Here is a 12265-nt window from a genome sequence, read left to right on the forward strand (position 1 = left end):
TTGATATGCCCATAATCGTTCACGAATTCGACTGGCCAGATCGTGTTGTCATCGGCACCGTTGGCGTGCCCGGATCACGCACGTTTTACCTGCAGGTGCGGAGCGGCGTTCAAATCGTCAGCATTGCCCTGGAAAAACAACAATCCGCTCTGCTCGCGGAGAAGATCGACGAAATGCTCGAGCAGCTCATGACGCACGACGGCAACCCCTTTAGCGTGCCGACGGCAACGCCTATCGAACTGGTCGACAACGACCCCCTGGAGCAGCCGTTTGATGAGCAGTTCCGCACCGGCACGATGACCCTCGGCTGGGATCCGCGCAGTGCGCAGGTGGTGATCGAGGCTTTTTCGCTGATAGACAGTGGGGTCGCCGACGAGGACTTCGACGCGGTCAGCCTGGAGTCGACGGAGACGCTGCTTGTGCGTATCCCGGTGGGTACCGCCCAAGCTTTTGCGATGCGCACCCGGGAGATCGTGGGGGCCGGTCGACCCATTTGCGCCTTGTGCGGTATGCCCATCGATGCGGACGGACACGTCTGCACCCTGCCGGATGACCGCTGATTCCGATGGAGCCCGACCTCGATTAGTGCCCAGCGCGGGCTCCCCGGCAGCTCTGGGACTTTTCAGGTGGTGCTGCAGAGCTGTTGACAATCGCAGACCCGAGCGTTGAGCGCGGGGTTTAGCTGGCGCAGAGGCGCCAGAGAGAGGTGACCTCGTTCGCTCGCACCGCGTGCAGCGGGTCGTTCGTGTCGCTCGCTCTCAAGTGTCTGGCGGGCGCTTCGAGGGTACCGATCACGCGCAGGCCGGCCGCATCGATCACGTTCAGAAGGTCGCCGCGGGAGCGCAGCCCCACCAGCTCAGCGAAATCGGAAAGTACCAACCAGACCTCACCGTTCGGCTCCAGATGGTCGAGCACGCCGGCCAGAAATCCCTTGAGCATGCGAGATCCAGGGTCGTAGACGGCCGCATCGAGCAGCGAGTGTGCGGTCGCCGGAATCCACGGTGGGTTGCAGACAATGAGATCGGCCTTCCCCTCAGGAAAGAGACTGGTCAGTTGAACCTCAACCTGCCCGTCGAGTTTGAGAACCGATACCGTTTCTCGAGCGGATGCGACCGCACGCGGCTCGATATCTGTCGCGACCACATGCGGCACGCCCCGGGTTGCGAGTACCGCTGCGAGCACCCCGGTGCCGGTCCCGATGTCGAAGGCAAGCTGTGGCGCGGCCAGGGGAGCGCTCGCCACGAGATCGACGTACTCGCTGCGCACCGGGAAGAATGTGCCGTAATGCGGATAGATGTTGGCGTTCAACGCGGCAACGGGAATGCCTGTGGTCCGCCACTGATGGGCGCCGATCGTACCGAGCACCTCGTGCAGCGACACAACGGATGCCTCGGTGATGCTGCCGTAGGCGGCGACCGTGGCAGCGTGAACGTCCGGCGCGCGGCGCAGCCCGATCGTGTTGCCGACAGCAAGAGGAACGAGAAGCAGTCCGAGAATCCGGGCCCGGTGCGACCTGTTCTGCCGATAGCGGTAGAACAGGTCGGCGGTGGTGCGCTCGGTGTGATCCGGGCGAGGCCTGGTGCGGTGTTCCAGAGCCGTCAGAATTTGGCGGGCGTTCTGAAAGTCTCCGTTCCAGAGCATTGCGACGCCCTGCGAGGCCAGCCGGTAGGCCGCATCCGCTGTGATCGTGTCGTCGACCGGTTCGACTCGTTTCGGGGCCGGTGCGCCGTTAGCTGATCTCCAGAGGGCGGTGACCGGTCGACCAACGTCAGACCAGTTGATGTAGTCGGCGGCCGTCATCGAACCCGGTGCATAGTCATAACCGCCAAGCATAGGCCGGGTTGGGTCCGGCGCGGGGCCGCCGCACTGATAGGATTTTGCGAGCGAAGGGGAGTATCCCTCTGGGCCCGATCGGGTTCTATGTCGCGATCGTCAATACGGGCCGCACTGGCGGGGCCCCGGTCGCGGTGGTATCGATTGGCTCCGTTTGGGCCCTATCGGTGCGGGAGAGACTTTCGGGTTCTGCCATCCCGATTCCCGTTATTTTCTTGAAAGGCCCCCGTGGAACTCGCCCTCCCTCTCTGGTTCGAAGCTGGATCATTGGTCGTTTTGACCCTTATTCTGGTCGCTGACCTGCTCATCGTCTACAAGCGCCCGCACGTTCCGAGCATGCGCGAGGCTGGCCTCTGGGTCGCGTTCTACGTTGGGCTCGCGCTCATTTTCGCGCTCTTGATGCTCGTTCTCGGTGACGCTGAACATGCCGGTCAATTTCTCGCCGGCTGGCTGACCGAGTACAGCCTGTCGATCGATAACCTGTTTGTCTTCGTAATCATCATGGCCCGGTTCTCCGTGCCGCGAAAATACCAGCAGGAAGTGCTGATGGTGGGAATCATCATCGCTCTCGTACTGCGCGGAATCTTCATTCTGCTCGGCGCCCAGCTGATCGAAAGCTATGCCTGGATCTTCTACATCTTCGGCGCGTTCCTGTTCTACACCGCAGTGAAGCAAGCGTTCTCCTCGGAATCAGAAACGGAAGAAAAAGAGAACGGCGTCATTCGGCTGCTCCGCCGCCGCATTCGTATCTCATCAGAATTCGACGGCTCCAAGGTTCGCACGCTGGTCGACGGCAAGAAGATCTTCACGCCGATGCTGATCGTGTTCATCGCGATCGGCACCACCGACCTCATCTTCGCCCTCGATTCCATTCCAGCGATCTTCGGCATCACGACGAGCCCGTTCATTGTGTTCACGGCCAATATCTTCGCCCTTATGGGCCTGCGCCAGCTGTACTTTCTCCTCGGCGGACTGCTCGAACGTCTCGAATACCTCAAGTACGGCATCGCCGTCATCCTCGGCTTCATCGGCGTCAAGCTCGTGCTGCACGCGATGCACACCAACGAGGTCTTCTTCATCAATAATGGCGATCCCATCTTGTGGGCGCCCGAGATCGGCACCTGGACCTCGCTCGGCGTGATCATCGGCAGCATGGCCGTGGCCACCGTGGCGAGCCTGATCAAGGCTGGTCACGATGCCAAAAAGCGTGGCCATACGCTGGTCGAAGAGATTTCGGTAAACGCCAACGAATGACTGATCGAGACCGGGCGACGGCGAACGGGGAGCTCTCATGACTGTGCACCGGCAGAGCATGATCGAGCTTTCCAGCGCTGTCGCCCGTTTCTCTTTCAGCGAGCGCACCGATGTCGGCAGTGTGCGCAAGGTCAACGAGGACAGCGTGCTCGCGCAGTCCCCAGTGTTCCTCGTGGCCGACGGTATGGGCGGCCACGCCCGGGGTGAGGTCGCCAGCCAGACCGTACTTCGGGTGTTCGATGAGCACATCGCCCGCGATTCGCCCTCGACGCCGGAACGCATCCTCGACGCCATCCACTCTTCGAATGACGCCGTACGCGATCTGAGCACAGCCGATGACTACGGCACCGCAGTGTCGGGCACCACCCTAGCGGGCATCGCCTTCGTCGACGCCGGTGATGACGTCGGCTACCACTGGATGGCCTTCAACGTCGGCGATTCCCGCGTCTACACCTGGACCGACGGTGTTTTGGCCCAATTGTCCATCGACCACTCCGTAGTGCAGGAGATGGTCGACGCTGGCCTGATTTCGGTCGACGACGCCGAGAAACACCCCGAGCGCAACGTCATCACCCGGGCGATCGGCGCCGACGAGTTTGTCGATGCCGACGTCTGGCTGCTGCCGGCCCTCGGACAGCAATCCTTTTTGATCTGCTCCGACGGGCTAACCAAAGAACTTGATGATGCGGCGATCGCGGAGGTCTTGGCCATGGACATCGGCCTGGATGCCGCGGGGCGCAGTGTCGCTGACATTCTCGTCGACGAAGCCATCGAGCACGGCGGACGCGATAACGTCAGCGTCGTCTACGTGGAATCAACGTTCGACTGACCGGTCGCGCAAGCGTTCGCGAGCTGAGCGGCTGGGCGAGGTGTTACCCTGAAGCCATGGTGCTGAGCCGACTCCTTCTGTGCCGCGACGAGTCCCTGTCCTGAGGCCTCCCTCGTCGCGGCGCTCAGCGTGGCTGCCATCGATTCGTGAGGAAGACGCTCAAAATGACCAACGTTATATCCACTTCGCAAAAACACTCCGGCACCGGCCTTCGTACCCTGGCCGAGAAGGTCTGGGACAAGCACCTCGTCACCAAGGGTGAGGATGGCGCGCCCGACCTGATCTATATCGACCTGCATTTGCTGCACGAGGTCACCAGCCCGCAGGCCTTCGACGGCCTGCGCCTGTCCAATCGAATGCTGCGTCGGCCCGATCTGACCATCGCGACCGAGGACCACAACACGCCAACGCTCGCCATCGACAAGCCGATCGCGGATCTCACCAGCCGTACGCAGATCGAGACTCTGCGCCGCAACTGCGCCGAATACGGTGTGCGCCTGCACTCACTCGGTGACATCGAACAGGGCATCGTGCACGTTGTCGGCCCGCAGCTCGGCCTGACCCAGCCGGGAATCACCGTGGTGTGCGGCGACTCGCACACGTCCACCCACGGTGCCTTCGGTGCCATGGCGCTTGGTATCGGTACGAGCGAGGTCGAGCACGTCATGGCCACCCAAACTCTGCCGTTGAACCCCTTCAAGACCATGGCCATCACCGTCAACGGCACGTTGCGCACCGGGGTCACCGCAAAAGACATCATCCTGGCCGTGATTGCCCGGATCGGCACCGGCGGGGGGGCCGGTTACGTGCTCGAATACCGTGGTGAGGCCATTCGAGCCCTCTCCATGGAGGGGCGCATGACTATCTGCAACATGTCGATCGAAGCCGGCGCCCGCGCCGGTATGGTCGCCCCCGATCAGGTCACCTATGACTACCTTGACGGGCGTGCCCACGCGCCCCGCGGTGCCGACTGGGACACTGCCGTGGCCTACTGGGAGACCCTGGCCACCGACGAGGGTGCGACCTATGACGCCGAGGTCATCATCGATGCGCACGATCTCGAACCGTTCGTCACCTGGGGTACCAATCCCGGCCAGGGCGTGTCCCTGAGTGGATCTGTGCCGAATCCCGCCGAAATCGTCGATGCCAACGAGCGCTCGGCGGCTGAGCGGGCTTTGGAATACATGGATCTCGCAGCGGGCACCCCGATGAAGGACATCCGGGTTGATACCGTTTTTCTCGGCTCCTGCACCAACAGCCGGGTCGAAGACCTGCGCGCCGCCGCTGAAATCATCAAGGGCAAGACCAAGGCCGAAGGACTGCGCATGATGGTCGTTCCCGGTTCTGCCCGGGTACGCATCGAGGCCGAAGCCGAGGGGCTCGACCAGATCTTCCTCGACTTCGGTGCCGAATGGCGTTTCGCCGGGTGTTCGATGTGCCTCGGCATGAACCCAGACCAGCTTGAACCCGGCGAACGCTGCGCGTCGACCAGTAACCGCAACTTTGAAGGACGACAGGGAAAGGGCGGGCGCACCCATCTGGTGTCGCCGCTCGTCGCCGCCGCCACGGCCATTCGCGGCACGCTCAGTAGCCCGTGGGATCTCGACCAAGCTGGAGACCAGTAACCATGCAGAAATTCACCACCATCACCGGAATCGCGGTGCCGCTGCGCCGTTCCAATGTCGATACCGACCAGATCATTCCAGCCGTGTACCTCAAGCGAGTCACGCGCACCGGCTTTGAAGACGCATTGTTCGCGGCGTGGCGCCTCGACCCCGACTTCGTCATCAATAAGAAGGAGTACCAGGGCGGTCGCGTACTCATCGCCGGGGCCGACTTCGGAATTGGCTCATCGCGCGAACACGCCGTCTGGGCGCTGCGGGACTACGGCTTCGACGTGGTGCTGAGCCCCCGGTTCGGCGACATTTTTCGCGGAAACTCCGGCAAGCAGGGCTTGCTCGCCGGCCAGGTCAGCGAAGCGGATGCCGAAACCCTGTGGAATCTGGTCGAGTGCGCCCCCGGGGTGGAGTTGACCGTGGATCTGGTGAGTAAAACAGTGCGTGTCGGGGACCTGACCGTGAATTTCGAAATCGACGATTACACTAGATGGCGGCTGCTCGAAGGTCTCGATGACATCGGGCTGACCCTGCGTGACGAAGCGCGGATCAAGGAATTTGAGGGGACGCGAGAGTCGTGGTTGCCCCGCACTCTTCCGGCGCTCTCCGCGGATTCGGCCCGCGCCAATTTGCAGTAATTTGTATTGCATCAATTTGCACTAGGACAGGTATTTTGTGAGCACTCTCAGCGAAGCCCGGCGTGATCAAGAGGCGAAGAATCTAAACGAAGCCAGGCAGCACGACGACGCGAACGAGCGGGGGAGTGCTCAGAACCACGGGGCATCCGTTGGCCTCACCGCCGATAAAATCACCATCCGCGGCGGCATCCCGTTGGTCGGTCGCATCGAGGTGAAGGGGGCGAAGAACCTCGTCACCAAGGCCATGGTCGCCGCCCTCCTCGGTGAAACCCCCAGCGTTCTCAAGGACGTTCCGAACATCAGTGATGTTCGGATCGTTCGCGGCCTGCTCGAGGTGCATGGCGTCAATGTGACCGAGGGTGATGAGCCCGGAACCCTCGTGCTTGACCCGGCAAACGTGGAAAGCGCGCACTTCGCCGCGATCGATGCCCACGCGGGTTCCTCGCGCATCCCGATTCTGTTCTGCGGTCCACTGTTGCACCGGCTCGGCGAAGCCTTCATCCCCGACCTCGGCGGCTGCCGCATCGGCGACCGGCCGATCGACTTTCACCTCGAGGTGCTGCGCAAGTTTGGTGCTGTCGTGGAAAAGCAGCCCAACGGCATCCGTATGTCGGCGCCGAACGGTCTCAAGGGCGCCAAGCTCGAACTGCCGTACCCGAGCGTAGGTGCCACCGAGCAGGTGCTGCTCACCGCGGTGAGGGCCGAAGGTCTCACCGAGCTCAAGGGCGCGGCAATCGAGCCTGAAATCATGGATCTCATCAACATTTTGCAGAAGATGGGCGCCATCATCACGGTCGATACTGACCGGGTGATCCGCATCGAGGGCGTCGAGCGCCTGATGGGATACAATCACCGCGCCCTGTTCGACCGCAACGAGGCTGCCAGCTGGGCGGCCGCAGCACTCGCCACCGACGGCGATATCTTCGTCGGTGGCGCCCGGCAGGCTGAAATGCTCACGTTCCTCAACGTCTTCCGCAAGGTCGGTGGCGCTTTCGACATCTGCGACGACGGCATCCGCTTTTATCACCCCGGCGGCGACCTCAAGCCCGTCATTATCGAAACGGGCGTCCACCCCGGCTTCATGACGGACTGGCAGCAACCGCTCGTTATCGCACTGACCAAGGCACACGGAACGTCGATCGTGCACGAAACGGTGTACGAGCAGCGGTTCGGCTTCGTCGACGCGCTCGTCGAGATGGGCGCGACAATTCAAATTCACAAAGAATGCCTCGGTGGGCACACGTGTCGGTTTGGCCAGCGCAATTTCAATCACTCGGCCGTCATTACCGGCCCGGCGAAGCTGCACGGCGCCGACGTCGTCGTGCCCGACCTGCGCGGCGGCTTCAGTCACCTGATCGCGGCGCTTTCGGCCGAGGGCACATCAACGGTCAGCAACGTGGGAATCATCAGCCGCGGGTACGAGAACTTCATCGGCAAGCTGCGGCTTTTGGGGGCGGACTTCGATCTCGAAGGATAATAGGCGCGTGCCTGAAAATAACGACGTGCCCGTAGCTTCCGGGTCATCCGTACCGCCGACTCGAATTCGTTCGGAGAAGAGCAGGCCCAGCGCGTTCTGGATCCTCGCCGGGCTGATCCTGCCGGTCATGAACCTCGCCGCCCGGTATGAGATCATCGACGCTCACAAGTTTCCGCGCAGTGGCGCGTTCGTGCTCTCTCCCAACCACTACAGCGAGATCGACCCCGTGGTCATGGGAGTCGTAGCGTGGAAATTGGGGCGGCTGCCTCGATTCCTGGCGAAGGCATCTGTTTTCAAAATTCCCGTTTTGGGCGCGGTGCTACGCAGGTCCGGGCAGATTCCGGTGCAGCGCGGCGGTTCGGTGCGCGGCAGCGAACCGGTCAAGGCCGCCCAGCGTCTGGCCGAGAAGGGCCAGATCGTCGTGGTGTACCCGGAAGGGTCACTGACTCGTGACCCTGACTTGTGGCCGATGCGCGGCAAGACCGGAGCCGTTCGCATCGCGCTTGAACAGGGGATTCCCATCGTGCCGGCCGCCCACTGGGGCGCCCAGCACCTGATGGAACGATATTCCAAGAAAATCAGCCTGTTTCCGCGTAAAACCATCACCGTGAAGATCGGTGACCCGATCGACCTCTCCCAGTTTCGCGGGCGGAGCCTCGATACGGCGACGCTCAACGAGGCGACCGCAGTCGTGATGCTGGCCATCACCGCGCTGCTGGAAGACCTGCGCGGCGAGAAGGCCCCGGCCAAGCGGTGGAACCCGGCGGAGCACAATCAGAGAGAGACCGGTCGTTTTGAAGCCTAGAACCTCCCAGTTGCCGAAGATTCAGCCAGGCACCCGGGTGGCCGTTCTCGGCGCGGGCAGTTGGGGAACGACTTTCGCCAAAATTCTCACGGATGGCGGTGCCGACGTCGTTCTGTGGGCTCGCCGCCCCGAACTGGCCCGGGAAATCTCTGAGGCTCGCCGTAACAGCGATTATTTGCCGGGGGTGAACCTACCGGTGGGCTTGCGCGCCACGAGCCGTCTCGACCTGGCCCTGGCCGGCGCCGAAATGGTTTTCGTCTCGGTTCCGAGCCAGTCGCTGCGCGAAAATCTCAAGCAGGTCGAGCCGTATCTGGTTGCGAACCCGATAGTGATCTCGCTCATGAAGGGTGTCGAACGCTCCAGCGGCATGCGCATGAGCACAGTGATCGAAGAAACGCTGCGCATTGACCCCGATCGCATTGCCGCGATCAGCGGTCCGAACCTCGCGCTCGAAATCGCCAAGGAACAGCCCACCGGCGCTGTCGTCTCCTCGGTGAGCCTCGAAACGGCGCAGGCTGTGGCCAAGCTGGCTACCAATCGCTATTTTCGCTCCTACGTCAATACCGACGTCATCGGCACCGAGTTCGGTGGGGTGCTGAAGAACCTGATCGCGGTCGCCATCGGCATCGTCGACGGTGTCGGCTATGGCGAGAACACCAAGGCGTCGATCATCACCCGCGGCCTGGTCGAAATGACCGACTTCGCGGTCGCCTACGGCGCTCAACCCGAGACGTTGGCAGGCCTGGCCGGCCTCGGCGACCTCATCGCCACCTGCCAGTCGCCGCTGTCTCGCAACAACACGGCCGGGCGGTTGCTCGGCCAGGGTTACAGCATCAACGACGTCGTCAAACAAATGCAGCAGACTACCGAAGGCCTCGCTTCGGTGAAGCCGGTTCTCGAACTGGCCCGTGCCAAGGGCGTCGAGATGCCGATTGTCGAGCAGGTTCGTCAAGTGCTCGACGGCACACTCAATCCCCGCGACATTGCGCCGCACCTCACGACTGACTCCGGCGAACCGCAGGGCGAAAGGACACTTGACGATGCACAAGCTCACGGTGGTGCTTCTCTTTGGAGGGCGTTCCAGCGAACACTCGATCAGCTGCGCCACGGCGGGGGGAGTGCTGGCAGCCCTCGACCCTGAGCGCTACACCGTCATCCCGGTCGGAATCACCCGGGACGGTGCGTACGTACTCGAAGACAACGACCCAGCCAAATTCGCCCTCAACGCGCAGGCATTGCCCGTCGTCGCAGACAATGGCACCCGGGTGCGCTGGCCGCAGAGCGCATCGAGCCGGGAAATGACCGTTGTCGATGCGTCCGGTGAGCGTTCGCTCGGCTCTGTCGACCTTATATTCCCAATTTTGCATGGACCTTTCGGCGAGGACGGCACCATTCAGGGCATGCTCGACCTGCTCGACCTTCCGTATGTCGGGTCAGGAGTTCTCGCATCCGCTCTGGGGATGGACAAGCACTTTGCCAAGACCGTCTTTCAGCAAGCCGCCCTGCCGGTGGCGCCGTGGCGCACCCTGATAGCGGATGACTGGGCGCGGGATCCTGCCCTGGGTGACGCTGCCCTCGAACAACTCGGCTTGCCCGTCTTCGTGAAACCGGCCCGGGCCGGGTCGAGCGTCGGCGTCAGCCGGGTAGCGGCACGGGACCAGCTGGCCGAGGCCATGACGGTCGGTCTCGCCGAAGACAACAAGGTACTCATTGAATCCGGGCTCGTCGGACGTGAACTCGAGATCGCCGTGCTGCAGGGACGTCCGGGGGAACCGACCCGCGCCTCCGTGGCCGGCGAGGTTGTCGTGACGGGCCGTGACTTCTACGACTTTGCCGCGAAGTACCTGGATGCGCCGGGAGTCGAGCTGGTCTGCCCCGCGCCGTTATCAGCGGCAGAACTGGCTGAGGTACAGCGGCTGGCCATTGCCGCTTTCGAGGCGATCGGCGCCGCTGGCCTGGCTCGGGTTGACTTCTTCCTGACGGAAACCGGCTGGGTCATCAACGAGATCAATACCATGCCCGGGTTCACGAGCATCTCGATGTTTCCCACCTGCTGGCTGGCCAGCGGCTACACCTACCCGGAGCTGGTCGACGAACTCATCTCTGTGGCTATCGCCCACGCCCACCACGGTTCCTGACCGACCTGCCGAGGGATCTAGCGCATCACCGGCGGGTCACAGACGGGTCGTGAACCAGGGGATCACGGCGCGGTTGTGGCCCCTGTTGTGGGCAGCTGCACGTCTTCGGCGCCGACACAGGAACCGGTCGCCGGCACATACGCGACCGCATTGGCGACGTCGACGAGCGCCGTCGAGCCGCTCACCGCTTCGGAGTCGATCACGATTTCGATGGCCGGGTCGCGCCCATAGGTCGTGTAGCGGTAGGTCGGGGCGGCGGCGTCATCTTCGATCCAGTCGATGCCGTTGATATTCAGGCATGGCAGCGTCGTGGGCGCCGGCACTGGAACGCCACAGTGCAGCAACACAGCGGCCGGGTCGCCCCAAGCGCCTGTTGCCTGGGCGTTCGTCTCCCGGGACGCCTGATCGGCGACGGTGGATGGCAGGTGCACGATCACGTCGGCGCAGGCCACGTTGGTGGCGTCGGCGGCCGGGGTCAGGGGTACGGCAGTGGCGCAGCCGGCCAGCAACAGTGAGGTCGCCAGCACGGTGGCGGCGGTGACGAAACGAAGGGGAGCGGTGCGCAGGAGCAGGAATGGGTGAGACATCGTATTCAGGCTACCGTTTCTAACATGACCACTGCTGCGGATGCCCCGCTTTCACCTCCGCACTCCGCTGCCACCGAAACTCTCGCCGACCTCAGCGAGGGGGCCGTGCTGGCGCGGATCTTTCCCCGTCTACCGACGGCTTCGGCCCAACTTCTCGGCCCGGGCGACGATGCGGCGGTCATCTCGGCGCCTGATGGGCGGTTCGTGGTGACGACCGACATGATGATTCAGGGACCCGATTTTCGCCTCGCGTGGTCGTCACCGCACGATCTTGGCTGGAAGGCCGCCGCCACTAATCTTTCCGACGTGGCCGCGATGGGCGCTCGCCCGACAGCTTTGGTCGTGGCCATCGCCGCCCCGCCGTCGACGCCCGTTTCGGTGCTTGAGGGCCTGGCCGACGGGCTGCGCGACTGCTGCGAGGCTCTTGCCCCCGGCTGTGGGGTAGTCGGCGGTGACCTGTCAGCGTCAGACGCCCTCACCCTGGTTGTGACGGCCTTCGGTGACCTCGAGGGCCGAGCTCCCGTTCTTCGCTCGGGAGCGCGGCCGGGGGATACAGTGGCGCTGTCCGGCCGGCTTGGCGACGCTGGAATCGGCCTCGAACTATTGTTCCGTCTGGGCGTTGATTCCAACGGAGTACCCGACCTGGCCAGGGCCAACGCACTCAAACTCACGCATCCCACCGAAGTGGCCGCCCAGCTCACCCCCGTACCGCCGATTGCAAGCGGCCCGATTGCAGCGCTCGGCGGAGCCACGGCCATGCTTGACGTCTCCGACGGACTTGCCATCGATGCCGGACGCATCGCGCGGGCCAGCGGAGTGGGTATCGACTTCGACTCCAGCTGTCTGGGGGAGCGGATCGAGGTCGCGCTCGGAGGCGGGGAAGACCACGGACTTCTCGCCACCTTTGCACCCGACCGTGTTCTGCCGCCCGACTTTCGCCGCCTCGGCACGGTCGTCGCGGTATCCGCTTCGAATTGGGGCGCCATCACCGTCGACGGTGATCCACACGACCAGGGCGGCTGGGACCCGTACCGAGGCTGGGACGGTGCAGCCGGCTAACTGAACCGGATGATGCACGAACAGTGACG

The 12265-nt window shown here is 63.3% G+C and carries 12 protein-coding genes; 10 read left to right on the forward strand and 2 right to left on the reverse strand.

All coding sequences use genetic code 11. The features are described 5' to 3' along the window. Positions 1 to 5 precede the first annotated feature (5 nt). Positions 6 to 560: a DUF3090 domain-containing protein gene (locus E3T38_RS12335; RefSeq protein WP_134548444.1), complete on the forward strand. Its 555-nt coding sequence runs from the start codon at positions 6 to 8 to the stop codon at positions 558 to 560. Between the two features lie 118 nt (positions 561 to 678). Here the strand turns inward: E3T38_RS12335 and E3T38_RS12340 are convergent, their stop codons facing one another. Continuing rightward, a complete protein-coding gene (locus E3T38_RS12340) occupies positions 679 to 1833 on the reverse strand; it encodes a class I SAM-dependent methyltransferase (protein ID WP_241984447.1) in 1155 nt (384 codons plus the stop codon). A 228-nt stretch (positions 1834 to 2061) separates the two neighbouring features. Between E3T38_RS12340 and E3T38_RS12345 the strand changes: the two genes are divergently transcribed. The 8 genes from E3T38_RS12345 to E3T38_RS12380 all read left to right on the forward strand — a co-directional run bounded on the left by E3T38_RS12345 (position 2062) and on the right by E3T38_RS12380 (position 10590). Further along, entirely contained in the window at positions 2062 to 3087 is a 1026-nt protein-coding gene (locus E3T38_RS12345) for a TerC/Alx family metal homeostasis membrane protein (protein ID WP_104126951.1), read from the forward strand. A gap of 37 nt (positions 3088 to 3124) precedes the next feature. After that, entirely contained in the window at positions 3125 to 3916 is a 792-nt protein-coding gene (locus E3T38_RS12350) for a PP2C family serine/threonine-protein phosphatase (RefSeq protein WP_241984448.1), read from the forward strand. 164 nt (positions 3917 to 4080) lie between these two features. After that, the gene (leuC, locus tag E3T38_RS12355) at positions 4081 to 5541 is read left to right on the forward strand and encodes a 3-isopropylmalate dehydratase large subunit (RefSeq protein ID WP_134548445.1); all 1461 of its coding nucleotides are present in this window, start codon (positions 4081 to 4083) and stop codon (positions 5539 to 5541) included. A gap of 2 nt (positions 5542 to 5543) precedes the next feature. Next, positions 5544 to 6170, forward strand: a complete 627-nt coding sequence (gene leuD, locus E3T38_RS12360) for a 3-isopropylmalate dehydratase small subunit (RefSeq protein ID WP_134548446.1) — start codon at positions 5544 to 5546, stop codon at positions 6168 to 6170. A gap of 169 nt (positions 6171 to 6339) precedes the next feature. Further along, positions 6340 to 7647: a UDP-N-acetylglucosamine 1-carboxyvinyltransferase gene (gene murA, locus E3T38_RS12365; protein WP_134548560.1), complete on the forward strand. Its 1308-nt coding sequence runs from the start codon at positions 6340 to 6342 to the stop codon at positions 7645 to 7647. Between the two features lie 7 nt (positions 7648 to 7654). Next, positions 7655 to 8452 carry a 1-acyl-sn-glycerol-3-phosphate acyltransferase gene (locus E3T38_RS12370; RefSeq protein ID WP_241984449.1) on the forward strand — a complete coding sequence of 266 codons (798 nt, stop codon included), beginning with the start codon at positions 7655 to 7657 and terminating at the stop codon, positions 8450 to 8452. Positions 8453 to 8462: 10 nt separating this feature from the next. After that, positions 8463 to 9593 (forward strand): NAD(P)H-dependent glycerol-3-phosphate dehydrogenase, encoded by a 1131-nt coding sequence (locus E3T38_RS12375; protein ID WP_241984450.1) that lies wholly within the window; start codon positions 8463 to 8465, stop codon positions 9591 to 9593. After that, the gene (locus tag E3T38_RS12380) at positions 9493 to 10590 is read left to right on the forward strand and encodes a D-alanine--D-alanine ligase family protein (protein WP_134548447.1); all 1098 of its coding nucleotides are present in this window, start codon (positions 9493 to 9495) and stop codon (positions 10588 to 10590) included. Before E3T38_RS12375 ends, E3T38_RS12380 begins: the two co-directional genes overlap by 101 nt. A 62-nt stretch (positions 10591 to 10652) precedes the next feature. On the opposite strand, the gene E3T38_RS12385 is transcribed toward E3T38_RS12380, so the two are convergent. Next, positions 10653 to 11177: a DUF3515 family protein gene (locus E3T38_RS12385; protein WP_134548448.1), complete on the reverse strand. Its 525-nt coding sequence runs from the start codon at positions 11175 to 11177 to the stop codon at positions 10653 to 10655. A gap of 24 nt (positions 11178 to 11201) precedes the next feature. On the opposite strand from E3T38_RS12385, the gene thiL reads away from it, so the two are divergent. After that, on the forward strand, positions 11202 to 12236 hold the full coding sequence (thiL, locus tag E3T38_RS12390) for a thiamine-phosphate kinase (RefSeq protein WP_134548449.1): 1035 nt from the start codon (positions 11202 to 11204) through the stop codon (positions 12234 to 12236). Positions 12237 to 12265 lie beyond the last annotated feature (29 nt).

The organism is Cryobacterium sp. Hb1 (genome assembly GCF_004403585.1).
GTDB classification, from domain to species: Bacteria; Actinomycetota; Actinomycetes; order Actinomycetales; family Microbacteriaceae; genus Cryobacterium; species Cryobacterium lyxosi.